Genomic DNA, 26,732 nt, shown 5'->3' with positions numbered 1-26,732 from the left:
TCAGGTGCGGATCAGCGGCTCCACTGCCGCGAGGTCCGCGCCGATCCCGACGTCCACGAGCTCGATGCGTCCGGCGAGCGTCGCGGCCGGTCCGGTCAGCAGACCGGCCTTGACGCCGCCGAACGTGACCGTGACGTCGGCGTGCAGCACGTGGTCGTCGGCGACGCCGCCGGTGTCGACGTCGATGCCGCTCGGCACGTCCACCGCCACCACGAACGGGGCGCGCTGGTCGCGGGCGAGCTCGCGGATCGCGTCGACGACCTCGCGGGCGGGGGACCGGAGCGCGGAGGCTCCGTGCACGCCGATGCCGAGGATCGCGTCGAGGACGACGTCCGCCTCGAGGGCGGCCTCGGTCGCCACCCCCGCGAGGCGCTCGCCGTCCGTCGGGCCGGCCGCACGCAGGATGTCGGCCGCGCCGCCGGCGTGCGCGCCCGAGGTGCCGGACGGGCCGTCCAGGAGGCGCGCGCCGGCGTCCAGCGCCGCTGCCAGGCCCGCCTCGTGGACGCGTGAGCCGACCCGCAGCACCGCCACGTGCCTCCCGTCCGCCGCCAGGCGCGCACCCGCGAACAGCGCGTCGCCACCGTTGTCGCCACTGCCCACCAGCAGGAGGACGGAGCCGGGGCCATCGACCGGCCGGACGGCCGGGTCGTCGAGGAGGCCGCCGACGATGGTCGCCAGACCGTCCGCCGCTCGGAGCATGAGCGGTTCCCCCGCGTCGAGGTGCGGCCGTTCCGCCGCCCGGATCTGATCGCCGCCGTAGCCGTCCATGTCGTCCACAGTGCCCCGGTAGCCTGGAGAGGACATGTCACTCGTCCCCGAAGCACCCCGACCCCGTGCCGTGATGTCCCCGGACGGACTGCGGATCGCCACCTACGACTTCGGCGACCCGGAGGCGCCCGCCGTCGTCGCCGTGCACGGCTTCGCCTCCGGGGCCGTCCTCAACTGGCACGCCTCCGGCTGGACCCGCGACCTCGTCCGCGCCGGGTACCGTGTGGTCGCCCTCGACCAGCGGGGGCACGGGGCCAGCGCCAAGCCCCACGATCCCGGCGCCTACTCGATGGACCTCCTCGTCGCCGACGTCACGACCGTCATCGACACCTACCTGCTGGACGACGTCGTCTACCTCGGGTACTCGCTCGGCGCCCGCGTCGGCTGGCACACCGCCGAGCGGCTGCCGGACCGGATCACCCGCGCCGTGTTCGGCGGCATCCCCGACGCCGACCCGATGCGCCGCGTGCGCGTCGACCAGGCGAAGGCGTACCTCGCCGACGGCACCCCGATCGAGGACCGCGTGACGAACGGGTACCTCACCATGGCGGGGAACGTCGAGGGGAACGACCTCGAGGCGCTCGTGGCGATGGTCGAGGGGATGCGGGGCAGCATCGAGCCGACGCCGACGAACGCCCCGACGCAGCCGATCCTGATGGCGGCCGGCAGCGAGGACGGTATCCGGGACAGCGCGGTGCGCCTGGCCGAGGCGGCGCCGGACGCGTCGTTCTTCGAGATCCCGGGGCGCAACCACTTCAACGCGCCGACGTCGAGGGCGTTCCGTGAGGCGGCGATCGCGTTCCTCTCCGAGCGTCGCTGACATCAGCGCCCTGTCCGACGCGCGCTGAGGGGTACTCGCAGGTCCTCGCTGGCACGGGACGCCGCGCGTACCGTCCCGGCCATGGACTACAGACTCCTCGGCAACAGCGGGACATCGGTGTCGACGCTGACCCTCGGCACCATGACGTTCGGCAGCGAAGCCGACGAACCCACCTCCCACACGATCATCGACACGTTCGTCGCGGCCGGCGGCACCCTCATCGACACGGCCGACGTCTACTCGGGCAACGAGTCCGAGCGGATCATCGGCCGCTGGCTCGCCGCGCACCCCACCGAGGCCGCCCAGGTCGTCCTCGCCACGAAGGGCCGCTTCCCGCAGGGCGACGGACCCAACGACCTCGGCCTGTCCCGCCGGCACCTCCGGCTCGCCCTCGACGCCTCGCTCGAGCGCCTCGGCGTCGACCACATCGACCTGTACCAGATGCACGCGTGGGACGCCCTCACCCCGATCGAGGAGACCCTGCGCTTCCTCGACGACGCGGTGTCCGCCGGCAAGATCGGCTCGTACGGGTTCTCGAACTACCTCGGCTACCAGATCACCAAGGCCGTCTACGAGGCGAAGTCGCACGGCTGGGCACCGCCCGTGACCCTGCAGCCGCAGTACAACCTCCTCGTCCGCGACATCGAGCACGAGGTCGTCCCCGCCTGCCTCGACGCCGGCATCGGCATGCTGCCGTGGTCGCCCCTCGCCGGCGGGTGGCTCACCGGCAAGTACCAGCGCGACGAAGCGCCGACGGGCACCACCCGGCTCGGCGAGAACCCGGAGCGCGGCATGGAGGCGTGGGAGGCCCGCAACTCCGACGAGCGGACCTGGGCCGTCCTCGACGCGGTCTCCGCGATCGCCGACGCGCACGGGGCCTCACGCTCGCAGGTCGCGCTCGCCTGGCTGCTCGCCCGTCCCGCGGTGACGAGCGTCATCCTCGGCGCCCGCACCGTGTCCCAGCTCGAGGACAACCTCGGCGCGGCGGACCTGGTGCTCGACGACGCCGAGCTGCAGACCCTGACGGACGTCAGCGCCCCCCGGATCGACGACTACCCCTACGGCACGGCCGGCGTCGCGCAGCGGGAACGGAAGATCACCGGCGGTCGCTGAGCGTCCGCGCAGGCGGTCCCCGGCGGCTGGTACCGCGCTGCGGCTTTCCGCGACGTTGTCCAGATGTGTGGACATCGGCGACGGTGAGGTGTCACCATCGCTGCACGGCCGGCTGGTTACCGCGTCGAGCGCTCTGGACGCCCCTGATCCGCGTTCCATGCGCCGGAAGCCCCGGGCGATCACTCGCCCGGGGCTTCCGCTCATCCGGAGCTCTCGTGCATCTACGAGCGGTTCCGGCAGCGGGTCGTCCGTCTACGGCGGTATTCCAGTGTGCTGCTCTGCTACGTCGACGAGTCCTTCAAGAACGACTTCTACGGTTTCGGCGCCGTGGTGGTGGACGCGGAGCAGACCCGACGGCTCACCGCCCGCATGCACGAACTGGTCGCCTCGCTCGGTGAGTACGGCGTCGATCCGCGGACCGAGGTGCACGCACACCCGGTGTTCCACGGCAAGGAGGAGTGGGCCGCGGTGCCCCCACGAGTCCGCGTGAAGGTGTTCCTCGAAGTCGTCGACGCCGTCCGGGCGTCCGGAGCGACCGTCCTCCTCCGCGGCGTCAGGCCTGATCGGCTCCGGCGGTACCAGGAGACCCGCGGGTACCGCGATCGGTACGCGCCCGAACAGGTGGCGTTCCAGCACCTGCTCCAACGGGTCGACCGCCACGCGACCGCGAGCGACCGACACGCACTGGTCATCGCGGACGAACGGGCCGATCGAGACCGACACCGAGAGCGGTTCGCGGTCTACCAGGCCTACGGCACTCCGGGGACCTACATGCACACGCGACTCGAGCGGCTCCTGGACACGGTGCACTTCGCGCCGAGTCACCACTCCCGGATGCTGCAGATCGCCGACGTGGTCGCATTCGTGTGGGTGCGTTCCCAGACGGTGGTCGAGCGCGATCCCCGCCAGGCGCGGGTGATGGCAGCGCTCGTCGAGGACATCGAACGGTGTTCCGTCGGTGCCGGCGCATGGCCGTGACCGGTGCTGCCCGCCCCGGCGCACGCGTCGGCCAGCGGACGGGAGCCCAGCCCGGACGCACGACAGCCCCGCTCGCGGCGGGGCTGAAGGCGGTGCGGGCGGCGACGAGGTCGCGGCCTGCGGATCCAGTGTACGGGCCAGCAGCGGGACTCGAACCCGCAACCCCCGTATTACAAGTACGGTGCGCTACCAATTGCGCCATGCTGGCTGACCCGCTCATCCTACCGACGAGCGGGCCGGAGGCTCACGCGCTCGTCTCGGCGCCGTCCTTCTCGGTGAAGTTCAGCGACAGCGAGTTCATGCAGTAGCGGTCGCCGGTCGGCGTGCCGAAGCCGTCCGGGAACACGTGCCCGAGGTGCGAGCCGCAGTTCGCGCAGCGGACCTCGGTGCGGACCATGCCGAGGGACTTGTCCTCGATGAGGGTCACGGCCTCGGGGTCGACCGACTCGTAGAACGACGGCCAGCCGCAACCGGAGTCGAACTTCGTGCCGCTCTTGAACAGCTCCGCGCCGCAGGCAGCACACGTGTAGATGCCGGCGCGCTCCTCGTCGAGGAGTTCACCGGTCCAGGGTCGTTCCGTGCCGGCTTGGCGGAGGACGGCGTACTGCTCGGGGGAGAGTTCCTCGCGCCACTCGGCGTCGGTCTTCTCGACGTTGTAAGCCATTGATGTGCCTCCTGCTTCTGGCTCAAGGGGTGCAGCCACTGTCAGTAAACTCGTCCGGGTGTCCGAGCATTCCGTGCAGCACGCCCGTTGGGACCGTCTGACGACGGACGAACTGTACGGTATCGTCCGGCTCCGGAACCGGGTGTTCGCACTCGAACAACGCGTCTCCGACGAGGACTTCGACGGCCGCGACCGCGAGCCCGACACCGAACACTGGTGGTTCGGAGCCGACGCGGAAGCGGTCGGGTACCTGCGGCTGATTCGACCGGCACCGGCGGAGGTCCACCCGTCCGGCACGGTCCCGCCGGCGTGGGTGATCGGCCGGGTCGCCACCCACCCGGACCACCGCGGCCGCGGCATCGCCGGAGGACTGGTGGCGGCGGTGCTCGCGTCCCACGGGCACGAACCCGTCGTCCTCCACGCGCAGGAGTACGTCGCCGCGCTCTACGAGCGGCACGGCTTCCGGCGCTTCGGCGCCCCCTACGTCGAGGCCGGCATCCGACACGTCGGGATGTACCGCGCGTGACCACCCGCGGCCGGTACGCCGCGTACGCGGACCGCATCGCGTCCGTCTCACCGACGTACGCTGCCTGGGCGCGGTCGCTCGACGACCACCTGGTCGCCCTCCTCGACGAGGTCCCGGAGACGAAACGGCAACCGGAACTCCTCTTCGCCGTCGCTCGACGGTTGGGAGCGGACCCGTCGGACCCCGGTGCGCTCCGCGCGCTCGGACGGGAGGCGCGCCCCACCCTGGTCGCGGCCCTCGGCTCCGCCACGGTGCAGGCCAACGACCCGCGACGGCTCGGTCCAGTCGTCCCGCTGTTCGCGGCGCTCGCCGCGCGGACACGGCGGCCGCTCGGGCTCGTCGACGCGGGCGCCGCGGCGGGGCTCTGCTCGATCCCGGACCGGGTGACGCTCGACCACTGCACAGGGGCGCGCCCGCAGCTCGTCCGGATGCACACCGCTGTCGAGGACCCGTCGGTCCACCTCGTCGTCGACGCCTCGGGGGTCCTCCCCGCACCGGCCACGGGGCCGATCCGCGTCGCGGCGCGGGTCGCCCTCGACCCGAACCCGATCGACCTCGCCGAGCCGGGCGCGTTCGACCGGCTGGTCGAGGCCGTCCCGCCCGAGGCGACGGACCGGACCGCCCTGATGCGTGCGGCGGCGCGCGCGACGCTCGCCGCGCCTCCCGTCCGGATCACGGGCACGCTGCCCGGCGACCTGGACCGGGCCCTGGACACCCTGCCGGACGGGTGCGAACCGGTGGTCCTGACCACCGGGACGCTCGTCTACGTGCCCGGGGCCGAGCGTCAGCGGTTCGTCGACCGCGTGCGGGAGCGCGGGGTGCACTGGATCGCCCTGGAACGCACGGGCATCCTCACCGGTGTCGCGGCGAGCCTGCCCCCGGACGTCGACCCGGACGCGCCGGACGCGTTCGCGACGGCCTCGCTGGACGGTGTCGCGGCAGCCGTCTCGGACCCGTTCGGTGTCCGCGTGCGCTGGCTCCGCGACCCGAACCTGTGACCGGTCTTCGCGACAGTCCAGCGGCGTGCCAGGGTCCCGATGCCCTCCACCCCTACGATGTGCGAGACCCGTCCCCGACCGCGATCGGAACCGCAGTGACCGCCATCCCCGCCGACGAGCGCAGCGCTGACCAGCTCAGCGACCTCGCCGTCCACGTGCTCACGTTCGAGCACGAGCGGGCACGGCAGGACCGCTCGCGGCACGACCGCACGAAGGAGGCGGAGATCCGGGTCGAGTTCGAGATGTCGCCGGCGCGGTACTACCAGGTGCTCAACCGTGTGATCGACTCGCCCGCGGCACTCGCCTACGACCCGCAGCTGGTGGCCCGGCTGCAGCGGCTCCGGCACGCACGCACCAGTGCCCGGGCAGCGCGCAGCTTCGTCGCACCCGGTACGGCTCCCGAAGGACGTGAAGAGGAACGATGACCACGAGACACCCCCGTGACCGGTTCGACGAGATCGCCGACGGCCCGCGGGTCGGCGCGCACCGTGGCGTCCAACGACGTGGGCGGGGCTGGATCGCGTTCGCCTGGGCGGCACTCGCCACCGGCGTGCTCGTCGGCCTCGGGGTCCTCGTCCTCGCGCTGCTGAACGGCAGCTACTCGTTCTCCGGATCGGACTCGCCGGCCCCCGCCTCGTCGGCCACGGCCACGGCCACCGCGAAGCCGTCGTCCTCGGCGTCGCCGTCCACGCCCGCGGCGCAGGCGCCCGCCGCCGGGACGCCGGCGCAGCAGGGGACCTCCTCGCTCGTCGTGCTCAACGGCACCACCACGACCGGCCTCGCAGCGAAGGGCAGCGCCGCGCTGACCAACGCCGGGTGGAAGGTCACCTCGACGGGTGACGCCGGCACCACCGGGACGACGGCGACGATCGTCTACTACCAGCAGGCCTCGCAGGCCGCGGTGGCCAGGGGCATCGCGAAGTCGCTGGGCGTCACCGCGGTGCAGCAGTCGGCTGCGTTCCCGAACGCCGACATCAGCGTCGTGCTCGGCGCGGACTACGCCGGCTGACGCATTCCCGGACCGCGGCGCGGTCGTCTCGTGCATTTGTGACGGCCGTGTTTCGGGCACGTTGAATTCTGTCGGAATCGACGTGAAAGAACGTCACACCCCTTGCCCTGTCGGCATTGTTCGGTAAGAGTCGTGCCAAGCCGCGACTTCGCCGGCCGCAACAGCACCACCGCAGGGAGCAAGAGATCATGGCCAACGGAACCGTGAAGTGGTTCAACGCCGAGAAGGGCTTCGGCTTCATCACCGTCGATGGAGGGGGCCAGGACGTGTTCGTGCACTACTCGGCAATCGACATGTCGGGCTACAAGGTCCTCGAGGAGGGCCAGGCAGTGACGTTCGACGTCGGGACCGGGTCGAAGGGCCCGCAGGCCGAATCGGTCCGCCCCGCCTGAGCCGCAGCACCACTCGCGAACGCGCCGTCCCGTCGGGGGCGGCGCGTTCGTCGTGTCCGGGGGGCGCTCGGCCCGTTCGTCGATGCGGCACGCGGTCGGCGCTCGGTTCGCGTCGAGCGCACCGCCGACGCGCTGCTCCTGTGTTGCACTCGGACCCTCCGAGTGCCAGAATCGGCGTTGGCACTCGCTCACGCTGAGTGCCAGCACGACCCCCATGACGACGTCCGGGAGGGACGAAGAACTCACATGGCTAAGATCATTGCTTTCGACGAGGAGGCCCGCCGTGGCCTCGAGCGCGGCCTGAACCAGCTGGCCGACGCCGTGAAGGTGACGCTCGGCCCGCGCGGCCGCAACGTCGTCCTCGAGAAGAAGTGGGGCGCCCCCACGATCACGAACGACGGTGTCTCCATCGCCAAGGAGATCGAACTCGACGACCCGTACGAGAAGATCGGTGCGGAGCTCGTCAAGGAGGTCGCCAAGAAGACCGACGACGTCGCCGGTGACGGTACGACCACCGCGACCGTCCTCGCCCAGGCGCTCGTCCGTGAAGGCCTCCGCAACGTCGCTGCCGGTGCTGACCCGATCTCGCTCAAGCGCGGCATCGAGAAGGCCGTCGCCGCCGTCTCCGAGCAGCTCCTCGCCAACGCGAAGGAGATCGAGACCAAGGACCAGATCGCCGCCACCGCGTCGATCTCCGCCGCGGACCCGACGATCGGCGCGCTCATCGCCGAGGCGATCGACAAGGTCGGCAAGGAAGGCGTCGTCACCGTCGAGGAGTCGAACACCTTCGGCACCGAGCTCGAGCTCACCGAGGGCATGCGCTTCGACAAGGGCTACCTGTCGCAGTACTTCGTGACCGACCCCGAGCGTCAGGAAGCCGTCTTCGAGGACGCCTACATCCTGATCGTCAACTCGAAGATCTCGAACATCAAGGACCTCCTGCCGGTCGTCGACAAGGTGATCCAGGCGGGCAAGCAGCTCCTCATCATCGCCGAGGACGTCGACGGCGAGGCCCTGGCCACGCTCGTCGTGAACAAGATCCGCGGCATCTTCAAGTCCGTCGCCGTCAAGGCCCCGGGCTTCGGCGACCGTCGCAAGGCCATGCTGCAGGACATCGCGATCCTCACCGGCGGCCAGGTCATCTCGGAAGAGGTCGGCCTCAAGCTCGAGAACGCGACGCTCGACCTCCTCGGTCGTGCCCGCAAGGTCGTCATCACCAAGGATGAGACCACGATCGTCGAGGGTGCCGGCGACGCCGAGCAGATCGCGGGCCGCGTCCGTCAGATCCGTTCCGAGATCGACGCGACCGACTCCGACTACGACCGCGAGAAGCTCCAGGAGCGCCTCGCCAAGCTCGCCGGTGGCGTCGCCGTCATCAAGGCGGGTGCCGCGACCGAGGTCGAGCTCAAGGAGCGCAAGCACCGCATCGAGGACGCCGTCCGCAACGCGAAGGCTGCCGTCGAAGAGGGCATCGTCGCCGGTGGTGGGGTCGCCCTCATCCAGGCCGGTGCCGTGGCGCTCGAGTCCCTCGAGCTCCAGGGTGACGAGGCGACCGGTGCGAACATCGTCCGCGTCGCGATCGACGCGCCGCTGAAGCAGATCGCGCTGAACGCCGGCATGGAGCCGGGTGTCGTGGCCGCCAAGGTCCGCGAGCTCGAGTCCGGCTGGGGCCTCAACGCTGCGACCGGCGAGTACGTCGACCTCATCGCCGCGGGCATCATCGACCCGGCCAAGGTCACGCGCTCGGCGCTGCAGAACGCTGCGTCCATCGCCGGTCTGTTCCTCACGACCGAGGCCGTCGTCGCCGACAAGCCCGAGAAGGCTCCGGCCATGCCGGCCGGCGACCCGACGGGTGGCATGGACTTCTAGTCCGTCCTTCCGGAAGGGCCCTCGCACGCTGCGCGTGCGGGGGCCCTTCCGCGTGTGCGGGGCGTGCGGGGCGCCGGCGGGCGCATCGACTTCGCCGAGATCGCACTTCGGCGGCCATCTCCGCGCTGATCACCCGCGAAAGTGCGACTTCGGCGGCGGCTGAGACCGTCACCACACTCGACGTCGGTGCTCGAAGGCGCGGCGAAGGTGCTCGAACACCGTCGCCGGTCGAACGAGGTCCCCGGAGGTAGCGCGGATCACGATCCAGTCCTCGGAGGTGAAGTCGTTGCCCCTGCTCCGATCTCGACGGAAGGCGTCCCGGTCGGTTCGGCGGTGATCGCCGTCGTACTCGAGAGCAATGCGGAGCTCCGGCCAGGCCATGTCCGCCCGACCGATGAACCGTCCGTCGGCGGCGTGCACGTCGACGTTGAGCTCAGGCTCGGGAAAGCCCGCGTCGACGACCATCAACCGCAGACTCGTCTCCGCCGGGGACTCCGCGCCGCTGCGGACACGCTCGACCGCTGATCGCGCCCGGATGACGTCACGGTCTCCGGCTCTGATCGTCCCGGAGAGCTGGTCGAGGGTCGCAAGGCGGCCGACTCCGACCATGTGGTCGCCGAGGATCACGAGATCACGGGGGCTGAGGAGCTTCCGGCACTCGTACCACGCCGCGGCCGGGGCACTGACTCGGGTGCCGAAGACCGTCGTGGCTTGAGCTCGGTCGGCAGCGACGCGGTGGCCGACCACCTCCCGACGTCGCTCGACAGGGCCGGTCCCGACGGTCGAGACGTGGATCGTCGCGTCCACCCGTCTGAGCGCGCGCGGGAGCGGGCAGCGCCAGAGCACTGCGGCCGACACATGACTCAGGTGCTGGTCGGCACGGAGCAACAGACCGACCGCGATCAAGCGGTGCAGGAGTTCGTCCGCACTGGCGGGGAGACGGACGCCTCGTGCCGGGGTGACCAGGTCAGGGCGACGGAGCCGGTCCCGCGCGATGCCCGATGCGAGTGCGTCCCGCACGAGGAAGGGCGTGTTGGCGAACCTGCTCGGCAGCGGTCGGGGCGGACGAGTCATGGTGCTCAGCCTGGTCACGGCCCGAGGGACGATGCCGCACGAGGTCTGCGGAGTGGACGAAGGGGTGGCACGGACCGTCTGTGGAGGACATTCAAGATCGCAGTCGTCGAGGGTTGGGCACGGCGTTGGCCCCCGTGAGATCGCACTTCGGCGGCCGCTCGCGGTCGTGGTCAGGCACGGAGTGCGATCTCGGCGGACGGCCGGCGCCTGGCGCGCGGGCGCGCCGAGCCCGCGGACGCGCCGGGCCCGCGCGCGGCGCGGCGGGGGCGCGCGGCGGTCAGGACGCGGGGGTGGCGGGGGCGGGGGCGTAGTCGCGCGGGAGCAGGGGGAGCCAGACGCGGAAGGTGGCGCCGCCACCCTCGGTGTCGAAGACCTCGACCGAGCCGTTGTGCGCCGCGACGATGCCGGACACGATCGCGAGCCCGAGCCCCGATCCACCGGTGTCCCGTGCACGCGAGGTGTCAGCACGCCAGAAGCGCTGGAAGATCTTGTCGCGGAGCTGCGGCGGGATGCCCTCACCGTGGTCGATCACGTCGATGTGCGCCATCCCGCGGTCGTCGTCCACACCGATGCCGATCTCGATCGGATCGTCGTGCGCGGTGAAGCGCATCGCGTTGCCCATGAGGTTCGTGACGATCTGCCGGATCTTGTTCTCCTCGGCGAGGACGATCGGCGGACGCTTCGGCAGCACGACGGTGGGCAGCGGCGTGGTCTCGTCGGTGGGGGCGATGCCGTCGACGCCCATCGCCCGGGTCCGACGCGCACGGAGGCGCGCGATGGTCTGCCGTGAGAACGCGATTGGCCCCGTTGTGTTCGCCGACGTGGGGGAGGCCGGCGGGACCTCACCGCTCTCGGAGAACGGTGACGTGGCCGCCGTACCGAACGCGGACGACGGCGGACGGACGGCCTGGGCGACGCTCTCGCCGGTGACGGAGTCCTCGACGAGCACCTGGATCTCGCGGTCGGGGTTGGACGCCATGGTGTCGAGCGCGGAGTCACGGGCGATCGCGACGAGGTCGACCGGCCCGAGCTCGAGCGGCTTCGACTCGTCGATGCGGGCGAGCTGCAGGAGGTCCTGCACGAGGAGCCCCATCCGCTGGGCTTCCTTCTCGATGCGCTCCATCGCCTGGGCGACGTCCTCTTCCTTGCGGAGGGCGCCCATGCGGTAGAGCTCGGCGTACCCGCGCAGCGAGACGAGGGGCGTCCGGAGTTCGTGCGAGGCGTCGCCGACGAAGCGACGCATCTGGTCGATGGTGCGCTGCCGGTCCTCGAACGCGGTGTCGATCCGTTCGAGCATCGAGTTGAGGGAGCGGTTGAGCCGCCCGACCTCGGTGTTCGGGGTGTCCGCCTCGAGCCGCTGGTTGAAGTCGCCGGCGGCGAAGCGCGCAGCGGTGTCCTCGACGTCCCGCAGGGGGTCGAAGGTCGCGGTCACCAGGAGCCGGGTGAGCATGGCGCCGAGGAGGATCACCGAGATGCCGAAGCCGAGGAAGATGACGGTGAAGCGCGCGATCGTCTGGTCGGTGTCGGCGCTCGACACGGCTACGAGCACGTAGCCCGTCTCGGTGCTGCCGCTCGTCTGGTCCTGCAGCGACGCGGGGATGACCTGCGCGCGCCACTCGTGGTTGTGCTGGCTGTCGTAGAGCGAGAAGCGCATGCCGCTCTGGGCAGCGGCCGAGAAGTCGAGCTGGCGGATGTCCGGGCGGCTCGACGCCTTCGTCTGGCAGATCCGGTCGCTGTCGGAGTTGTACGCGGCGACGTACGCGCTCTGGGAGAGCACCACGGAGAGCTTGCAGTACTGCTCGCCGTCGCTGATGTTCTGGCCTTCGAGCTGCTCGGTCGTGTTCTTCACGCTGTTGTCGAGCTGCGACATGAGGTACGTGGACAGCACGGTCATCGTGCCGAGTCCGGAGACGAGCAGGCCGAGCGCCACCAGCAGGACCGTGATCCCGGTGATCTTGGTGCGCAGGGAGATCCCGTCCCACCAGCGGCTCATTCGCGTGTGCATGCTTCCCCAACGATAGACAGCGGCCGCCCGGTGAAACCGGACGACCGCCGTGAAGTCGGACCCGTTGGCCCGGACGACCTACGAGGCCTTGGATGCCTTCAGCATGTAGCCGAAGCCGCGCTTGGTCTGGATGATCGGCTCGGCCGAGTACTGGTCGAGCTTGCGGCGCAGGTACGAGATGTAGGACTCGACGATGCCCGCGTCGCCGTTGAAGTCGTACTCCCACACGTGGTCGAGGATCTGTGCCTTCGACAGCACGCGGTTCGGGTTGAGCATCAGGTAGCGGAGCAGCTTGAACTCGGTCGGGGAGAGTTCGATCTGCGCGTCGCCGATCGTGACCTCGTGCGTGTCCTGGTCCATCGTGAGCTCACCCGCGCGGATGATCGCGTCTTCCTCGTCGTTCATCGTGCGACGGAGGATGGCCTTGATGCGCGCGACGATCTCGTCGAGCGAGAACGGCTTGGTGACGTAGTCGTCGCCGCCGACCGTGAGCCCGGTGATCTTGTCCTCGGTGTCGTCCTTCGCGGTGAGGAACAGGATCGGCGAGGTGTAGCCCGAGGAGCGGAGGCGCTTGGTCACACCGAAGCCGTTCATGTCGGGCAGCATCACGTCGAGGATGATCAGGTCCGGCTCTTCCTCGAGCACGGCGGAGATCGCCTGTGCCCCGTTGCCCACCGCGCGCACGGCGAAGCCGGCGAAGCGCAGCGAGGTCGTCAGGAGGTCGCGGATGTTCGGCTCGTCGTCGACGATCAGGATCTTGGGGCCATCGCTCATGGACTTATCTTCTGACCGTTCCCTCGAGGTTTCCTGAGAGCGGTGCGTGCGTCACCCCACCGGCGTCTGGATCTGGTCCGCGTCGAGGATCGTGTACGAGTAGCCCTGCTCGGCGAGGAAGCGCTGCCGGTTCTGCGCGAAGTCCTGGTCGACGGTGTCGCGCGTGACGAGGGTGTAGAACGACGCCGGCAGGCCGTCCTTGTTCGGACGGAGGAGCCGACCGAGACGCTGCGCCTCTTCCTGCCGCGACCCGAACGACCCGGACACCTGGATCGCCACGGTCGCGTCGGGCAGGTCCACCGAGAAGTTGGCAACCTTCGAGACCACGAGGACGTCGATCGCCCCGCTCCGGAACGCCTCGTACAGGCGCTCGCGCTCGTCGACCGGCGTGGCACCGGTGATCTCCGCGGCGTCGAGGGACGAGGCGAGGTCGTCCAGCTGGTCGATGTACTGCCCGATGACGAGGATCTGCTCGCCGCGGTGCTTCGCGATGAGGTCCCGCACCACGGGGGTCTTCGCCGGGGAGGTCGCGGCGAGCCGGTACCGCTCGTCGTCGCTCGACGCCGCGTACTCGAGCCGGTCCTGGTGCGGCAGGTCGATGCGCACCTCGAAGCACTCGGCGGGGGAGATGTAGCCCTGCGCCTCGATCTCCTTCCACGGGGCGTCGTAGCGCTTCGGCCCGATGAGGGAGAACACGTCGCCCTCGCGTCCGTCCTCGCGCACGAGCGTCGCTGTGAGACCGAGCCGGCGCCGTGCCTGCAGGTCGGCGGTCAGCTTGAAGACCGGCGCCGGCAGCAGGTGCACCTCGTCGTAGACGATGAGCCCCCAGTCGAGGGCGTCGAGCAGGGACAGGTGCGTGTACTCGCCCTTCCGGCGGGCGGTGAGGATCTGGTAGGTCGCGATGGTGACCGGGCGGATCTCCTTCACGCTGCCCGAGTACTCGCCGATCTCGTCCTCGGTCAGCGACGTCCGGCGCAGCAGTTCGGACCGCCACTGCCGTGCGGACACGGTGTTCGTCACGAGGATGAGCGTCGTCGCCTTCACCGTGGCCATCGCCCCGGCGCCGACGAGCGTCTTGCCGGCGCCACAGGGCAGCACCACGACGCCGGAGCCCTGGGCGAAGAACGTGTCGACCGCCTGCTCCTGGTACGGCCGGAGCTGCCAGTCCTCGGTCGCGAGGTCGATCGCGTGGGGCTGGCCCGGCGTGTACCCGGCGAGGTCCTCCGCAGGCCACCCGAGCTTGACGAGTTCCTGCTTGATCTGGCCGCGTGCCCACGGCAGCAGCTCGACCTCTTCCGGGGAGCGCATGTCGCCGAGCAGCGGCTTGATCCGCTTCGACCGGATGACCTCGGCCAGGACCGACGGCTCGCTGGCGGTGAGGAGCAGGACCGGCTGGCGCTCGAGTTCCTCGGACGGGGAGTTCGCGATCGCCGGCGCGTCCGCGCGTTCCTCGCGTCGGATGACGAGCCGTCCGTACCGCGCCACGGTGTCGCGGATGTCGACCGTGACGCTCTGCGGTACCGGGAACTTCGCGAAGTGCTCGAGCGTGTGGATCATGCTCTCGGCGTCGTGTCCGGCGGCCCGCGCGTTCCAGAGACCGAGCCGCGTGATGCGGTACGTGTGCACGTGTTCCGGCGCGCGTTCCAGCTCCGCGAACACCGCGAGGTCGTGCCGGGCGTCCTCGGCGTCGGGGTGTGCCACTTCGAGCAGCACGGTGCGGTCGCTCTGCACGATCAGCGGTCCGTTCATGACGGATGAGCCTATGCCGCGCGCCTGCGAACGAGCGCGGTCCGGCCAGTCGTGTGGATCAGGCGTCGCTCTCCACAGCCACCACCAGGGAGAGCGGCAGGGTGCGCTCGACGTCGACCGCCGTGTCCCGGCCGCGCACGCGACCCGCGGCGACCGAGGTCGGCACGATCGAGAACGGCCGCTCGGTGCCGTCCGGCATCCGGACGGTCAGCCGGATCGGCGTACGCCCGCGCACGGCGAGGTCGATCTGCCGCCCCAGCCACTCCTGCTCCGGTTCGGCCTCGCCGCGCTCGGTGGTGAGCCGGAGCCGTTCCACGAGCGCGTGCGCCGCCTGCTCCGGGTTGCGGGCACCGGTGCGTCGCCGGCCTGGAGGCGCGGACCCGGTCGCGGGGCGGGCTGCGGCCGTCAGGACGGCCGGGTAGCGCTGGTCCTCCAGCGCCGAGTGGACGACGTGCGGTGGGTAGCGGGTCAGGAGCGTCGTCAGGTCGCTGCGCTCCCAGGCCAGCTGGCGGAGCTCGGCGTCCACGCCGACGAGGTCGAGCTGGTCCGCGGTGCCGTGCACGCGCGTGCCGACGCCGCCGTCGCCCAGGTCGACGACGATGCTGCCGTCGCGGGAGGACACCTGGTCGATGAGGTAGGCGAGGGGCTGCGGGAGGCCGGTCGCCGAGAGTCGCTCGAGGAGCGCCACGACCTCGTCACGGGCGAGCCCGGCGCGGAACGCCCGTCGCAGGGAGTCCTCGGAGATCCGGTACCGGGCGGCGAGCCCCGGCGCCTCGAGCACGGCGACACTCCGGAGTGCGTCGTCGTCGACCGGGGCGAGCGGTCCGGGAGCGATCACGGTGAGGTCGTGCTGCAGGTACACGCCGTCGACCGTCGGCGGCAGGTCGACCGCCGCCGGGGCGCTGTCGCCGTCGAGCAGGGCTCGGCCGGTGCTCGTGACCACGCCCTCGACCCCGAGACCGAGTGCCTCGGCGGACCCCGCGACGTCGAGGAGGACCGCGTCCAGCCAGCGCGCACCGGCCGGGAAGGCCCAGCGGCCGAGGGCGACCAGGTCGCGGAGGTCGTCCCCCGCGAGGGCGAGGACCTGGCGCACGGCCGGGTCGAGCGCGTCGTGCCACGCCGTGACGAGCGTGGACCACCGGTCCGGCCAGCTCGCGACGAGCCAGGCCTCGCCCGCCGGGGTCGTCGTCCAGGTGCCGTCGTCGGGGTCGGCGAGGCCGACCCGGTCCAGCAGCGTCAGCCGATCGGGCACGACGGCGGCGTCGGCGCCGGCACGCTCGCCGAGGACCTTCGCGAGCGGCGTCCCGATGCCGCCCTTCACGAGCTCGCGCACCGCGCCCTCGGACACGGCTCGCAGCAACTCGGCGAGCACGGTCATGGTCTCGAAGGCGTGCTCGGCGCCGACGGTGCGGGCGGCCTGGTCGTCCCCGTGCTGCGGGGCCGCGCCGGCGGGGCGGGCGTCCTCCGCGCCTCCCGGCTCGAGGGCCACGATGTCCGGGTGGGCCGCGAGCCGGGCCGTCACCGCGTCGTCCACCGCGCCGTCGTCGTCCGCCAGGCCGAGTGCGACCGCCGGGGCGAGCGCACCGGCGTCACCGGTGCCGTCACGCAGCGCGAGGAGCGTGGCCCGCGGCAGGTGCTCGATCGCGGCATCCACGGCGTCGTCGGTGCGGAGTGCCTCGGCGAGGTCGAAGAAGTCGGAGACGTGCAGCGGCCCGGTCTCGCTGAAGACCGCCGTCGGGAGTCGACGAGCGAGGACGAGCTGCTCGAGGGCGTCGTCCGGCATCGCCCGGAGTCGGGCGGCGAGGTCTGCGGTGGTCGTCATCGTCCGCCGCGATCGTCCGGCGCGGGCCTCAGCGCGCCGTCCGGTTCGCTCGCGCCCGGCGCGTCCAGGTGATGCCGAGCAACGTGAAGACGAGGACCATCCCGATCGGGAAGCCGATCAGCGGGATCGCCATGATCACCGGCCACGGCATCGAACCCTGGGCGCTGGGGACGGTCAGCCACATCACGATCATCGCCGCGATGCAGAGGAAGGCGGCGATGAAGATCCCGCCGACCATGAACGCGAGTGCACGTTCGGTACGATTGAACGTCACCGGGGAATCCGCGGAGTCCTGCGGGTTCCCGGTCGATCGGGTCGGCTTGGCCATCGACCCAGGATATCCGACGCACCACGGCCGGACCACGACCACGAGGAGACCGACGAATGCCCACCGGCAAGGTCAAGTTCTACGACGACCAGAAGGGGTTCGGGTTCATCACCGGCGACGACGGCGAACCCGTCTTCCTGCACGCGTCCTCGCTGCCCGACGGCGTCACGTCGGTGAAGGCCGGATCCCGGCTCGAGTACGGCGTGGTCCAGGGGAAGAAGGGGTCGCAGGCGCTGTCCGTGCGGCTCCTCGACCCGCAGCCGTCCCTCGCGAAGATGTCCCGCCGCTCGGCGGACGACATGGCCGTGATCGTCGAGGACCTCGTGAAGGAGCTCGACCGGATCAGCGGGGACTTCCGGCACGGCCGGTACCCGAAGAACGGAACCCGTATCGCCGCGATCCTGCGGCACGTCGCCGACCAGTTGGACGCCTGATGACCGACACCGTACCCATCGCCCCGGTCCCGTCCGAGGACCTCACTGCGCTCGCGCGCACGGCGCTGCTCGAGGTGACGCCCGAGTCCACGGTCGGCGCTCCCGCCGGCACCGTGGACGAGGGCGACGGCGTCGTCTCCGTCCTCTTCGCCAACCGCATGCCCGGCTACCCCGGGTGGCGCTGGACGGTGTCCATCGCCCAGGTCGCCGGCGACGAGCCGACCGTGCTCGAGGTCGAGCTCATGCCGGGTGACGGCTCGCTCGTCGCTCCGGAGTGGGTGCCCTGGTCCGAGCGGCTGGCCGAGTACCGGGCCGGCCAGGACGCCGAGGGTGCGCACGACGACGACGACGAGGACGCCGACGAGGACGACGACCTCGACGACGACGACGACGAGGACGCGGACGACGACTCCGACGACGACGAGGCGGACGACGACGACGAGGACGCCGACTACGACGACCCGGACGACGACGAGTCGGACGACGACGAGGCGGACGACGACGACGACTTCGACGCCGACGAGGACGACCTCGACGAGCCGGACGACGACGACATCGACGGTGTTGACGTCGACGGCCTGGCCGAGGCGGACGGCGACGTGCACGAGGACGCCGAGCCGCGGGACACCGACGCGGCGGCGCACACCGCGCAGGAAGCCGACGTCGACCAGCAGGCCGACGACTCGTCCTCGCAGCCGTCCCGTGGTGCCCGACGGCGTTCCCGCCGGGTCCGTCCCACGGACCCGGACGGCGACCTCGAGGTGGACCGCCTGGACCCCGCCGAGACCGACCCCGACCACCACCGGGCCTGAGGTCCCTCGGACCACCCCTGCCGGGCCTGAGGTCCCTCCAGACGACGGAACGCCGCCCGACCGGGCGGCGTTCCTTGTACGGGCAGGTGTCTCGTGGAGCCGGAGGTCAGGCCGAGCGCTGCGCGTCGACCACGAAGTCGATCGCCCGCACCAGCTTCGCCACGTCGTCCGGGTCGATCGCCGTGAAGGTCGCGACGCGGAGCTGGTTGCGACCGAGCTTCCGGTAGGGCTCCGTGTCGACGATGCCGTTCTGGCGCAGGGTCGCGGCGACGGCCTTCGCGTCGATCGAGTCGTCGAGGTCGATCGTCGCGACGACCTGCGACCGGTGCTCCGGCACGGTGACGAACGGCGTCGCGTAGTCGACGGACTCCGCCCAGTCGTAGAGCGTCGACGAGGAGGTCTTCGTGCGGGTGTCGGCCCAGGCGAGACCGCCGGACTGGTTGATCCACTGCACCTGGTCGTCGAGCAGGATCAGCGTGGCGAGCGCCGGGGTGTTCAGCGTCTGGTTCAACCGCGAGTTGTCGACGGCGTTCTTGAGCGACAGGAACTCCGGGATGTACCGGTCGCTCGCCGCGATGCGCTCGACGCGTTCGAGGGCGGCGGGCGAGAACAGTGCGAGCCAGAGGCCGCCGTCCGAGGCGAAGTTCTTCTGCGGTGCGAAGTAGTAGACGTCCGTCGCGCTGACGTCGAACGCGGCGCCGCCGGCGGCACTCGTGGCGTCGACCACGGTGAGCGCGCCGTCGTCACCGGCCGCGCGGACCACGGGGGCCATGACGCCGGTCGAGGTCTCGTTGTGCGGGTAGGCGTAGACGTCGACGCCCTCGACGGCCTCGAGCGCGGCGAGGGAGCCACCGGGGGCCTCGACCACGTGCGGTGCCTCGAGCCACGGCGCGGCCGCGGCCTTGGCGAACTTCGAGCCGAACTCGCCGAAGGACAGGTTCTCCGCGCGGCGCTCGACGAGCCCGAACGCGGCGGCGTCCCAGAACGCGGTCGACCCGCCGTTGCCGAGGACGACCTCGTAGCCATCCGGCAGGTCGAACAGGTCGGCGAGACCCTGTCGGACGCTGCCGACGAGGTCCTTCACGGGCTTCTGACGGTGGGAGGTGCCGAGGATCGTCGCCCCGCGGGTCACGAGGGACTCGAGCTGCGCGCCACGGATCTTGGACGGGCCGCAACCGAATCGGCCGTCGGTCGGGAGGAGGTCGGCGGGGATGACGATGTCTGCCATGCGCCGATCCTACCGAGTGGTATCCCAGCGCTCGTGACCGGCCGACCGGACGGGCGGGGCGGGCGTGCACCGCGCCTCCCGGCCGGTCCGTGGCCGTCGCGCGCGGAGTTCTCCACGGGGGCGCCGGGTCGGGTCGGTCCTCGCCACTGCGAACAAGTAGGGTGGTGCGGGCTGAGCCCAGACATGAGAGGCGGACCGTGACCGATCTCGTCGACACCACGGAGATGTACCTCCGCACCATCCTCGACCTCGAGGAGGAGGCGATCGTCCCGCTGCGCGCTCGCATCTCGGAGCGCCTCGGACACTCCGGACCCACGGTCTCGCAGACGATCGCCCGGATGGAGCGCGACGGCCTGGTCGTCGTCTCCGGCGACCGCCACCTCGAGCTGACCGAGGAAGGCCGGTCGCGGGCCACCCACGTGATGCGCAAGCACCGTCTGGCGGAGCGCCTGCTCTCGGACGTCATCGGGCTCGACTGGGCGTTCGTCCACGACGAGGCCTGCCGCTGGGAGCACGTGATGAGCGAGCAGGTCGAGGTCCGACTGCTCGAGATGCTCGGCAACCCCACGGAGTCGCCGTACGGCAACCCGATCCCCGGCCTCGCCGAGATCGGCGGACCCACGGCAGCCGGCTTCCTCGACGGGGTGCAGAACATCGTCGCGGCGACTGAGGGCACCGACGCCGTCGCCACCGGTGTCATCCGCCGCCTGGGCGAGCCCGTGCAGTTCGAGCCGGAGCTCCTCCACCAGCTGCGGACGGCCGGCGTCATGCCGGGGCGCCTCGCGAGCGTGCAGCGCGCCGGCGCCTACGTCGCCGTCCGCGTCGACGGCGAGGACTCGGGCATCGAGCTGCCGAGCGAGGTCGCGCAGCACGTCTACATCGAGCGCTCCTGACCCCGCTGCCCCCGGAACTGGGGATCGACCGGATTTCCTGGTCTGATCAGGGCTTCTTTACCCATTCGTTACAAAGCGGCGTTTTCATCTCGACAAGGTAACGACCGGCACGTACACTCGACGAGTCCGCCGGCCACCCACGAGGCCAAGGACCCGTGACAGGACGTCTCGAACCCGTCTCCTGTCTCGATCGGAAACGATGACGAACGGATGGGGTTGCGCGACCGCGGTCACCCACGCGGACGTGATGACGAGACGCCGGAGACACCCCTTTGACGCAGACCGGTTCCGCCGCGGACGCCCAGACGCCCGTGAACCCGACGAACACCGCGAACGCCACCGACGCACCCATCTCGCGCCGCGCAGTCCGGCAGAGCGAGGCCCAGGCCACCCGCCCGGCCCGCGTGACCCCGGTCCGTGACGCCCCGCTCCCCGGCGGTCGTCGTGCGGCCCAGGCGGCCCGCACCGCTGCCGCCACGAAGGCGAGCTCGTCGGCCCGCAAGCGTCGCTTCCTCGCCCCGGTCGTCCTGACCGTCGCCGCCGGCATGTTCGGCACCGTCGCGGTCGCCCCGGCCTTCGCCGCGACCCACCAGACGCCCGACGCCGCGAGCGCCGAGCGTGCGGTCCGCGCGACCCAGGCCCAGAACTTCTCCGTGTCCGACGCGGTCGCCCTCGCCGGCACCAGCCGCGACGGCTACGGCGCCACCGCCCAGTCGACGCTCGACGCCGAGGCCGCCAAGAAGGCAGCGGACGCCGCCGCGAAGCAGGCAGCGGCGCAGGCCGCCACCACGCAGGCCGCCCGCGCCGAGACCGCATCGAAGTACGCCGCCTACACCGGCCCGACCGCGTCCGACTACGTCGCGTCCGCCAGTGCCGCGAACACCCCGTTCTCGCTGCCGGCCGTCGTCGCCACCGCGAAGCAGTACATCGGCACCCCGTACGTCTTCGGCGGCGCGGACCCGTCCGGGTTCGACTGCTCGGGCTACGTCATGTTCGTCTACGCCCAGTACGGCATCAACCTGGCGCACTCGGTGCCGCTGCAGGACCAGGCCGGTACGACGATCCCGACCTCCCAGGCGCAGCCCGGTGACGTCGTCATCTTCAACAACGAGGCGCACGACGGCTTCTACATGGGCAACGGCATGATCATGGACGCCCCGAAGCCCGGTGGCGCCGTGTCGATCCGCCCGATCTGGACCAGCGACTACCACATCGTCCGCTTCGGCATCTGACGTCGTCGGCCCCCGGGAACGCGTCCTTCCCGTGAACATCGCCGGAACCGGCCCGTGCACCCTCGTGCCGGGCCGGTTTCTGACGTAGCCTGACGCTGCACCGGTCCGATCCGGTCCGCACAGGGAGACCTCATGTCAGCGTTCCGCACGACCCGCACCATGGGTCGGCGCGCGCACGTCGACATATGGTCGACCACCGCCTGCGTGCACGAGCACGCCCCAGCATGACGAGAGCACTGCCCATCCGGGTGGTGCTCTTCGTGGTTCCGGGGTCGTCCGCGCGAGCGACGGTCACCTGAGCGGTGCCCCGGCCCGACGCACCCGCACCGCCTGGAAGCCGTCCAGGCACGTCGGAAGGGAACCCATGCGCACTCTCGTCCTCAACGCCGGTTACGAGCCCCTCGCGGTCATCTCGTTCCGTCGGGCCCTCGTGCTCGTCATGAACCAGAAGGCCGCCATCGTCGCCGCGGACCTCGACCACCCGGTCACGGGCTCGACGTCCACCTACGACCGTCCGTCCGTCATCGTCCTCACCCGCTACGTGCGGATCCCGCACTCGCGACTCGTCCCGGTGTCGCGCCGCGGGGTCCTCCGCCGGGACGCCAACCGGTGCGCGTACTGCGACCGGCACGCGACCACGATCGACCACGTCCAGCCCCGTTCCCGCGGTGGCGAGGACTCGTGGGAGAACCTCGTCGCCTGCTGCCTCGCGTGCAACAACACCAAGGGCGACCGCACCCCGCAGGAGATGGGGTGGCGGCTCCGCTTCCGCCCGAAGGCACCGCACGGCGCCTCGTGGGTGGTGCGGGGCATCGAGCGCCCGCAGTCCGAGTGGGACGAGTACCTCGTGGCCGCGTAGCGGCCGGACCGGCCGACGTCAGGCAGGAGGCGCGGTACGGGCCGGCAGCGCGCCTCCCGTCGTCGGGCCGGACAGAAGGTGCGGTGCGGGCTGGCAGCGCGCCTCCCGACCGCCACGGACCGAGCTGGGCGACCCGGCCCGCGATCGCCCCGTCGCATCCTGCACCGCAGACGTCGACGGCCCGTCCCCCTGCGGGGACGGGCCGTCGATCCGTGCGGTGACCGCTACTTGAAGACGTCCTTGACGTCCTCGCCGACCTTCTTGGTCGAGGCCGCGGCCTGGTCCTTCTGGCCCTCGGCCTTGAGGTGGTCGTCACCCTTGTGGTCGCCGAGCGCTTCCTTGGCCTTGCCGGCGATGTCCTGCGCTGCGTTCTTGATCTTGTCGTCGAGTCCCATGACTGCCTCCTTCGTCGCTCGCACTCGCGGTGCGTGTGCATCGACGGTACCGAGCGGGACGGATGCCCTTGCAGCGAGCTCCCAGATCCGTCAGGAGCCGACGGTGTCGTCGTCCTCGGCGCTGAGGTACAGGCGGTGGCTCGTGATGATCAGCGACAACCAGCCCCCGCCGGTCACCCACCCGACCGCGACGTCCGTGAACCAGTGCGCCCCGAGGAGCACCCGGGACAGGCCGACCGTCGCGGCGGTGCCCGCGGCCGCGGCGATGACCGCGACCTGCGGGGCGGTGCGTTCCTGCCGGAGCGCCAGCAGGTAGGCGAGGACGCCGAGGATGGTCGTCGTGTTCAGGGTGTGCCCGGAAGGGAACGACGGCGACTCCTCGAACGGCGGGATGGCGTCGCGGCGGCGCGGGCGGTTCCGCTTGATGAGGTCCTTCCCGAGCACCGTCATCGCGAGGGAGCCCGCTCCTGCGGCGACGAAGAGGGTCGCCGGACTGAGCCGACGGTCGCGGACCGCGAAGGCCACCGCCGAGCCGATGGTCAGCACCGGCATCGCCACCGGGCCGAACACGTGGGCGATGGCGGCTGCCGCGCCGTCGGTCACCGGTGAGCGCAGCCGCTTCGCCCGCTCGAGCGCGGGCCGGTCGAGGCTCTGGATGCCGTCCCGACCGGTGACGCCGTCGTAGATGTACGCGGCTCCTGCCGTCGCGGCGACCGCGATGCCGCCGCCGACCGCGAGCGTCGTCACCAGGGCGCGGTGTGCACCGACCCGCTGGGCGAACGAGCGGTGCCGGGACGCGAGCCGTCGCCCCGCGCGGCTGCGCCACTCGGTCACGTCGCGCGGCCCGATGCGTCGGTCGTACCTCGCGGTGCCGGAGGGTGCGGGGGAGCCGAGGTCGGTCATGCTGCCAGTCTGACCGGGCGGTGTCGCGGGTTGTCAGGAACGGGGTGCGGTGCTGGCCGCGTGCGGTCGGCGCCGGCTGTTGCTGTCGCTGTCGCCGTCGCCGTCGCCGTCGCCGTCGCGGTCGGGAGGCGCGGGGCGGGCCCGCACCGCGCCTCCCGACCGCCTGTCGGTCGCCGCGCGTAGCGTGCCGCCATGGCGGAGACACCCGAGATCGACGACGCGACCATCGCCGACCTGCGCGCCCGGCTGCGCGCCACCCGCTGGCCCGACGCCCCCGCCGGCGTGGGCTGGTCGCTCGGTGTCGACCTCGACGAGCTCCGTCCCCTCGTCGAGTACTGGGCGGACGGGTTCGACTTCGACGCGCACCGGGCCGAGTTGGCGGCGCTGCCCTCCCGTCGGGTGGTCGTCGACGGCACCCGGATCCACGTGCTGCACGCCCGCGCCACCGGCCCCGGCGCCCTGCCGGTCCTGCTCGCGCACGGTTGGCCCGACTCCGGCTGGCGGTACCGGAAGGTGCTGCCGATGCTCGTGGAGGCGGGCTTCGACGTCGTCGTGCCGGACATGCCCGGGTACGGCTTCTCGGAGGCGCCGCCGCAGCCGGTCGACGCCCGGCAGGTCGCCGCGATGTGGGCGACGCTGATGACCGATCTCGGGTACGAGCACTTCGCCGTCTCCGGCGGGGACATCGGCACGCACGTCGCCCGCTACCTCGCACTCGACCACCCCGCCCGCGTCGTCGCGGTGCACCGCATCGACGGCGGGCTCGCCTGGCCCGGACTCGACCCGTCGACGCTGTCGGAGGCCGAGCGCGCGTTCGTCGTCGAGACCGACCGGTGGCGCACCGCCGAGGGGGCCTACGCGATGATGCACCGGACGAAGCCGCAGACCGCGGCGGTCGGGTTGAACGACTCCCCGGCGGGCCTGGCGGCGTGGATCGTCGAGAAGCTCCGGTCGTGGAGCGACTGCGACGGCGACCTCTGGTCCGTGTACACGCGGGACGAGGTCCTGGCCCTCCTCACCGAGTACTGGGCGACCGGGACCATCGGGTCGGCGATGCGGATGTACCACGCGAACGCGGAGATCCCGGCCTCGCAGCTGAGCCGCCGGGTGGAGGTCCCGTCCGGGTTCTCGATCTTCCCGGGCGACCTCGTGCGGGCACCGCGGGAGTGGCTGGAGCGCACGACGAACCTCGTGTACCACCACGAACTCGACCGCGGCGGGCACTTCGCGCCGTTCGAGCAGCCGGACCTGTTCGTCGACGAGCTCCGCGCCTTCCTGGAGCCGTTCCGCCGCTAGAGTGGATGAGCCAGCCTCTGTAGCTCAATGGAAGAGCAGTTCCGTCCTAAGGAAACGGTTGGGGGTTCGAGTCCCTCCAGGGGCACCAGACGTCGACGGCGGGGTTCGAGTCCCTGCAGTGCTGTCCAGGGGCACCACAGGTCGACGTGCGGGGGCGGCCTTCCGGGACACTTCGCCGGGGAGTTCTCCACAACCGTCGCGCTGGACGGTAGCCCGGTCCGCGCGCCCCGTACGATTGACCCCGTGTCCAAGGTCCTGAGCAGTCTCCCCGTCGGCGAACGAGTCGGCATCGCGTTCTCCGGAGGTCTCGACACCTCCTGCGCCGTTGCCTGGATGCGCGAGAAGGGAGCGATCCCCTGCACGTACACGGCCGACATCGGCCAGTACGACGAGCCGGACATCGACGCCGTCCCGAGCCGCGCGCACGAGTACGGCGCGGAGATCGCCCGACTGGTCGACGCGAAGAGCGCCCTGGTGGAAGAGGGCCTCGTCGCCCTGCAGACCGGTGCCTTCCACATCCGCTCCGGCGGCAAGACCTACTTCAACACGACGCCCCTCGGCCGCGCGGTGACGGGCACGATGCTCGTCCGTGCCATGAAGGAGGACGGCGTCGACATCTGGGGCGACGGCTCCACCTACAAGGGCAACGACATCGAGCGGTTCTACCGCTACGGCCTGATGGCGAACCCGCGCCTCCGCGTCTACAAGCCGTGGCTCGACTCCGAGTTCGTCGCCGAGCTCGGCGGCCGCAAGGAGATGAGCGAGTGGCTCGTCGCCCGCGGCTTCCCGTACCGGGACTCCACCGAGAAGGCGTACTCGACCGACGCGAACATCTGGGGTGCCACGCACGAGGCGAAGAGCCTCGAGGAGCTCTCCAGCGGCCTGGACATCGTCGAGCCGATCATGGGCGTCGCCGCCTGGCGTGACGACGTCGAGGTCGCGACCGAGGTCGTCACCGTCCGCTTCGAAGCCGGTCGTCCGGTCGCGATCAACGGCGTCGAGTACCCCGACGCCGTCGCGCTCGTCTACGAGGCCAACGCGATCGGTGGTCGCCACGGACTCGGCGCGTCGGACCAGATCGAGAACCGCATCATCGAGGCGAAGAGCCGCGGCATCTACGAGGCGCCGGGCATGGCGCTGCTGCACATCGCCTACGAGCGCCTGCTCAACGCGATCCACAACGAGGACACCGTCGCGTCGTACCACAACGAGGGTCGTCGGCTCGGGCGCCTCATGTACGAGGGGCGCTGGCTCGACCCGCAGTCCCTCATGCTCCGCGAGTCCCTGCAGCGCTGGGTCGCGTCGGCGGTCACGGGCGAGGTCACGCTCCGCCTACGTCGCGGCGACGACTACACGATCCTCGACACCACGGGTCCGGCGCTGTCGTACCACCCGGACAAGCTGTCGATGGAACGCGTCGGCGACGCCGCGTTCGGCCCGGACGACCGCATCGGCCAGCTGACCATGCGCAACCTCGACATCGCGGACTCGCGGTCGCGGCTCGAGCAGTACGCGGCAGCCGGCCTGATCGGCGGCGCCACGGGGGACCTCGTCGGGCAGCTCGAGTCGGGCGAGGCCGAGGAGATCCTCGGCGGCGCCGTCGTCACGTCGGACGCCGACGACGCGCTCGGGCGTGCGACGGACGCCGCGTCCGAAGGTGCCGCGTTCGACTCCGGCACCGACTGACCACAGCACGGACGAAGGGGCCTCCGCAGTGTGCGGGGGCCCCTTCGTCGTTGTCGGACGCTGCGCACGCGTCTGGTGCGTGTGCATCGTGCGACATCGCACCTG

Annotated in this window: 27 protein-coding genes and 2 tRNA genes; 17 read left to right on the top strand and 12 right to left on the bottom strand. The window is 71.3% G+C overall.

What is annotated here, in order from left to right; translation table 11 throughout:
• Complete coding sequence (locus AAEP86_RS01855) at nt 1-804, bottom strand: NAD(P)H-hydrate epimerase (RefSeq protein WP_420368871.1); 804 nt, start codon at nt 802-804, stop codon at nt 1-3.
• Between AAEP86_RS01855 and AAEP86_RS01850 the strand changes: the two genes are divergently transcribed.
• The 3 genes from AAEP86_RS01850 to AAEP86_RS01840 all read left to right on the top strand — a co-directional run bounded on the left by AAEP86_RS01850 (nt 803) and on the right by AAEP86_RS01840 (nt 3,679).
• On the top strand, nt 803-1,588 hold the full coding sequence (locus tag AAEP86_RS01850) for an alpha/beta fold hydrolase (protein ID WP_420368870.1): 786 nt from the start codon (nt 803-805) through the stop codon (nt 1,586-1,588). The two genes, AAEP86_RS01855 and AAEP86_RS01850, sit on opposite strands and share 2 nt — an antisense overlap.
• 81 nt (nt 1,589-1,669) lie before the next feature.
• Nucleotides 1,670-2,701: an aldo/keto reductase gene (locus AAEP86_RS01845; protein ID WP_420368869.1), complete on the top strand. Its 1,032-nt coding sequence runs from the start codon at nt 1,670-1,672 to the stop codon at nt 2,699-2,701.
• A 270-nt stretch (nt 2,702-2,971) separates the two neighbouring features.
• Nucleotides 2,972-3,679 carry a DUF3800 domain-containing protein gene (locus AAEP86_RS01840; RefSeq protein WP_420368868.1) on the top strand — a complete coding sequence of 236 codons (708 nt, stop codon included), beginning with the start codon at nt 2,972-2,974 and terminating at the stop codon, nt 3,677-3,679.
• 135 nt (nt 3,680-3,814) lie between these two features.
• Here AAEP86_RS01840 and AAEP86_RS01835 read toward each other — a convergent pair.
• Together AAEP86_RS01835 and msrB are read right to left on the bottom strand one after the other, a co-directional pair.
• A tRNA-Thr gene (locus AAEP86_RS01835) sits at nt 3,815-3,887 on the bottom strand.
• A 36-nt stretch (nt 3,888-3,923) separates the two neighbouring features.
• Nucleotides 3,924-4,343 carry a peptide-methionine (R)-S-oxide reductase MsrB gene (msrB, locus tag AAEP86_RS01830; RefSeq protein ID WP_420368867.1) on the bottom strand — a complete coding sequence of 140 codons (420 nt, stop codon included), beginning with the start codon at nt 4,341-4,343 and terminating at the stop codon, nt 3,924-3,926.
• Between the two features lie 58 nt (nt 4,344-4,401).
• Between msrB and AAEP86_RS01825 the strand changes: the two genes are divergently transcribed.
• The 6 genes from AAEP86_RS01825 to groL all read left to right on the top strand — a co-directional run bounded on the left by AAEP86_RS01825 (nt 4,402) and on the right by groL (nt 9,137).
• Entirely contained in the window at nt 4,402-4,869 is a 468-nt protein-coding gene (locus AAEP86_RS01825; protein WP_420368866.1) for a GNAT family N-acetyltransferase, read from the top strand.
• The gene (locus tag AAEP86_RS01820) at nt 4,866-5,867 is read left to right on the top strand and encodes a DUF2332 family protein (RefSeq protein ID WP_420368865.1); all 1,002 of its coding nucleotides are present in this window, start codon (nt 4,866-4,868) and stop codon (nt 5,865-5,867) included. The genes AAEP86_RS01825 and AAEP86_RS01820 overlap by 4 nt, the downstream gene beginning before the upstream one ends.
• Nucleotides 5,868-5,962: 95 nt before the next feature.
• Entirely contained in the window at nt 5,963-6,292 is a 330-nt protein-coding gene (locus AAEP86_RS01815; protein ID WP_420368864.1) for a DUF3263 domain-containing protein, read from the top strand.
• Nucleotides 6,289-6,876, top strand: a complete 588-nt coding sequence (locus AAEP86_RS01810; protein WP_420368863.1) for a LytR C-terminal domain-containing protein — start codon at nt 6,289-6,291, stop codon at nt 6,874-6,876. The genes AAEP86_RS01815 and AAEP86_RS01810 overlap by 4 nt, the downstream gene beginning before the upstream one ends.
• A gap of 188 nt (nt 6,877-7,064) precedes the next feature.
• On the top strand, nt 7,065-7,268 hold the full coding sequence (locus tag AAEP86_RS01805) for a cold-shock protein (protein ID WP_022903461.1): 204 nt from the start codon (nt 7,065-7,067) through the stop codon (nt 7,266-7,268).
• A 246-nt stretch (nt 7,269-7,514) separates the two neighbouring features.
• Complete coding sequence (gene groL, locus AAEP86_RS01800; RefSeq protein ID WP_420368862.1) at nt 7,515-9,137, top strand: chaperonin GroEL; 1,623 nt, start codon at nt 7,515-7,517, stop codon at nt 9,135-9,137.
• 168 nt (nt 9,138-9,305) lie between these two features.
• On the opposite strand, the gene AAEP86_RS01795 is transcribed toward groL, so the two are convergent.
• The 6 genes from AAEP86_RS01795 to AAEP86_RS01770 form a co-directional block, all read right to left on the bottom strand.
• Complete coding sequence (locus tag AAEP86_RS01795) at nt 9,306-10,211, bottom strand: hypothetical protein (protein WP_420368861.1); 906 nt, start codon at nt 10,209-10,211, stop codon at nt 9,306-9,308.
• A 277-nt stretch (nt 10,212-10,488) separates the two neighbouring features.
• Nucleotides 10,489-12,216, bottom strand: a complete 1,728-nt coding sequence (locus AAEP86_RS01790; RefSeq protein ID WP_420368860.1) for a sensor histidine kinase — start codon at nt 12,214-12,216, stop codon at nt 10,489-10,491.
• 78 nt (nt 12,217-12,294) lie between these two features.
• Nucleotides 12,295-12,990: a response regulator transcription factor gene (locus AAEP86_RS01785; protein WP_017888045.1), complete on the bottom strand. Its 696-nt coding sequence runs from the start codon at nt 12,988-12,990 to the stop codon at nt 12,295-12,297.
• Between the two features lie 51 nt (nt 12,991-13,041).
• Nucleotides 13,042-14,739, bottom strand: coding sequence for a DNA repair helicase XPB (locus AAEP86_RS01780; RefSeq protein WP_420368859.1), 1,698 nt, complete (start codon nt 14,737-14,739; stop codon nt 13,042-13,044).
• Between the two features lie 58 nt (nt 14,740-14,797).
• Nucleotides 14,798-16,561: a helicase-associated domain-containing protein gene (locus AAEP86_RS01775; RefSeq protein ID WP_420368858.1), complete on the bottom strand. Its 1,764-nt coding sequence runs from the start codon at nt 16,559-16,561 to the stop codon at nt 14,798-14,800.
• A 28-nt stretch (nt 16,562-16,589) separates the two neighbouring features.
• On the bottom strand, nt 16,590-16,889 hold the full coding sequence (locus AAEP86_RS01770; protein WP_420368857.1) for a hypothetical protein: 300 nt from the start codon (nt 16,887-16,889) through the stop codon (nt 16,590-16,592).
• Nucleotides 16,890-16,945: 56 nt separating this feature from the next.
• Between AAEP86_RS01770 and AAEP86_RS01765 the strand changes: the two genes are divergently transcribed.
• Both AAEP86_RS01765 and AAEP86_RS01760 read left to right on the top strand, forming a co-directional pair.
• Complete coding sequence (locus AAEP86_RS01765; RefSeq protein WP_022906598.1) at nt 16,946-17,323, top strand: cold-shock protein; 378 nt, start codon at nt 16,946-16,948, stop codon at nt 17,321-17,323.
• Entirely contained in the window at nt 17,323-18,135 is an 813-nt protein-coding gene (locus AAEP86_RS01760; RefSeq protein WP_420368856.1) for a DUF3027 domain-containing protein, read from the top strand. Before AAEP86_RS01765 ends, AAEP86_RS01760 begins: the two co-directional genes overlap by 1 nt.
• Nucleotides 18,136-18,241: 106 nt before the next feature.
• Here the strand turns inward: AAEP86_RS01760 and serC are convergent, their stop codons facing one another.
• Entirely contained in the window at nt 18,242-19,363 is a 1,122-nt protein-coding gene (serC, locus tag AAEP86_RS01755) for a phosphoserine transaminase (protein WP_420368855.1), read from the bottom strand.
• Nucleotides 19,364-19,560: 197 nt separating this feature from the next.
• Here serC and AAEP86_RS01750 point away from each other — a divergent pair, with 197 nt between their 5' ends.
• From AAEP86_RS01750 to AAEP86_RS01740, 3 genes are all read left to right on the top strand, one after another.
• Nucleotides 19,561-20,256, top strand: coding sequence for a metal-dependent transcriptional regulator (locus tag AAEP86_RS01750; protein WP_420368854.1), 696 nt, complete (start codon nt 19,561-19,563; stop codon nt 20,254-20,256).
• Nucleotides 20,257-20,528: 272 nt separating this feature from the next.
• Complete coding sequence (locus AAEP86_RS01745; protein ID WP_420368853.1) at nt 20,529-21,488, top strand: C40 family peptidase; 960 nt, start codon at nt 20,529-20,531, stop codon at nt 21,486-21,488.
• Between the two features lie 364 nt (nt 21,489-21,852).
• Complete coding sequence (locus AAEP86_RS01740; RefSeq protein WP_420368852.1) at nt 21,853-22,347, top strand: HNH endonuclease; 495 nt, start codon at nt 21,853-21,855, stop codon at nt 22,345-22,347.
• A 224-nt stretch (nt 22,348-22,571) separates the two neighbouring features.
• Here the strand turns inward: AAEP86_RS01740 and AAEP86_RS01735 are convergent, their stop codons facing one another.
• Both AAEP86_RS01735 and AAEP86_RS01730 read right to left on the bottom strand, forming a co-directional pair.
• Nucleotides 22,572-22,742: a CsbD family protein gene (locus AAEP86_RS01735; RefSeq protein ID WP_420368851.1), complete on the bottom strand. Its 171-nt coding sequence runs from the start codon at nt 22,740-22,742 to the stop codon at nt 22,572-22,574.
• 90 nt (nt 22,743-22,832) lie between these two features.
• Nucleotides 22,833-23,645, bottom strand: a complete 813-nt coding sequence (locus tag AAEP86_RS01730; RefSeq protein ID WP_420368850.1) for a phosphatase PAP2 family protein — start codon at nt 23,643-23,645, stop codon at nt 22,833-22,835.
• Between the two features lie 192 nt (nt 23,646-23,837).
• Between AAEP86_RS01730 and AAEP86_RS01725 the strand changes: the two genes are divergently transcribed.
• From AAEP86_RS01725 to argG, 3 genes are all read left to right on the top strand, one after another.
• Entirely contained in the window at nt 23,838-24,941 is a 1,104-nt protein-coding gene (locus AAEP86_RS01725) for an epoxide hydrolase family protein (protein ID WP_420368849.1), read from the top strand.
• A 13-nt stretch (nt 24,942-24,954) separates the two neighbouring features.
• A tRNA-Arg gene (locus AAEP86_RS01720) sits at nt 24,955-25,029 on the top strand.
• A 155-nt stretch (nt 25,030-25,184) separates the two neighbouring features.
• Entirely contained in the window at nt 25,185-26,627 is a 1,443-nt protein-coding gene (gene argG, locus AAEP86_RS01715; RefSeq protein ID WP_420368848.1) for an argininosuccinate synthase, read from the top strand.
• Nucleotides 26,628-26,732: the final 105 nt, after the last annotated feature.

It is taken from the genome of Curtobacterium sp. L1-20 (genome assembly GCF_048755855.1).
Taxonomy (GTDB): Bacteria; Actinomycetota; Actinomycetes; order Actinomycetales; family Microbacteriaceae; genus Curtobacterium.
This window is presented reverse-complemented; position numbering and strand designations above follow the sequence as displayed.

What these genes read in the sequence shown, in the direction of transcription:
- groL (WP_420368862.1), top strand. Translation starts at nt 7,515, where the DNA reads ATGGCTAAGATCATTGCTTTCGACGAGGAGGCCCGCCGTGGCCTCGAG.
- AAEP86_RS01790 (WP_420368860.1), bottom strand. Translation starts at nt 12,216, where the DNA reads ATGCACACGCGAATGAGCCGCTGGTGGGACGGGATCTCCCTGCGCACC.
- AAEP86_RS01845 (WP_420368869.1), top strand. Translation starts at nt 1,670, where the DNA reads ATGGACTACAGACTCCTCGGCAACAGCGGGACATCGGTGTCGACGCTG.
- AAEP86_RS01740 (WP_420368852.1), top strand. Translation starts at nt 21,853, where the DNA reads ATGCGCACTCTCGTCCTCAACGCCGGTTACGAGCCCCTCGCGGTCATC.
- msrB (WP_420368867.1), bottom strand. Translation starts at nt 4,343, where the DNA reads ATGGCTTACAACGTCGAGAAGACCGACGCCGAGTGGCGCGAGGAACTC.
- AAEP86_RS01855 (WP_420368871.1), bottom strand. Translation starts at nt 804, where the DNA reads ATGTCCTCTCCAGGCTACCGGGGCACTGTGGACGACATGGACGGCTAC.
- AAEP86_RS01795 (WP_420368861.1), bottom strand. Translation starts at nt 10,211, where the DNA reads ATGACTCGTCCGCCCCGACCGCTGCCGAGCAGGTTCGCCAACACGCCC.
- AAEP86_RS01765 (WP_022906598.1), top strand. Translation starts at nt 16,946, where the DNA reads ATGCCCACCGGCAAGGTCAAGTTCTACGACGACCAGAAGGGGTTCGGG.
- AAEP86_RS01730 (WP_420368850.1), bottom strand. Translation starts at nt 23,645, where the DNA reads ATGACCGACCTCGGCTCCCCCGCACCCTCCGGCACCGCGAGGTACGAC.
- AAEP86_RS01735 (WP_420368851.1), bottom strand. Translation starts at nt 22,742, where the DNA reads ATGGGACTCGACGACAAGATCAAGAACGCAGCGCAGGACATCGCCGGC.
- AAEP86_RS01850 (WP_420368870.1), top strand. Translation starts at nt 803, where the DNA reads ATGTCACTCGTCCCCGAAGCACCCCGACCCCGTGCCGTGATGTCCCCG.
- AAEP86_RS01785 (WP_017888045.1), bottom strand. Translation starts at nt 12,990, where the DNA reads ATGAGCGATGGCCCCAAGATCCTGATCGTCGACGACGAGCCGAACATC.
- AAEP86_RS01775 (WP_420368858.1), bottom strand. Translation starts at nt 16,561, where the DNA reads ATGACGACCACCGCAGACCTCGCCGCCCGACTCCGGGCGATGCCGGAC.
- AAEP86_RS01760 (WP_420368856.1), top strand. Translation starts at nt 17,323, where the DNA reads ATGACCGACACCGTACCCATCGCCCCGGTCCCGTCCGAGGACCTCACT.
- AAEP86_RS01810 (WP_420368863.1), top strand. Translation starts at nt 6,289, where the DNA reads ATGACCACGAGACACCCCCGTGACCGGTTCGACGAGATCGCCGACGGC.
- AAEP86_RS01805 (WP_022903461.1), top strand. Translation starts at nt 7,065, where the DNA reads ATGGCCAACGGAACCGTGAAGTGGTTCAACGCCGAGAAGGGCTTCGGC.
- AAEP86_RS01725 (WP_420368849.1), top strand. Translation starts at nt 23,838, where the DNA reads ATGGCGGAGACACCCGAGATCGACGACGCGACCATCGCCGACCTGCGC.
- AAEP86_RS01780 (WP_420368859.1), bottom strand. Translation starts at nt 14,739, where the DNA reads ATGAACGGACCGCTGATCGTGCAGAGCGACCGCACCGTGCTGCTCGAA.
- serC (WP_420368855.1), bottom strand. Translation starts at nt 19,363, where the DNA reads ATGGCAGACATCGTCATCCCCGCCGACCTCCTCCCGACCGACGGCCGA.
- AAEP86_RS01770 (WP_420368857.1), bottom strand. Translation starts at nt 16,889, where the DNA reads ATGGCCAAGCCGACCCGATCGACCGGGAACCCGCAGGACTCCGCGGAT.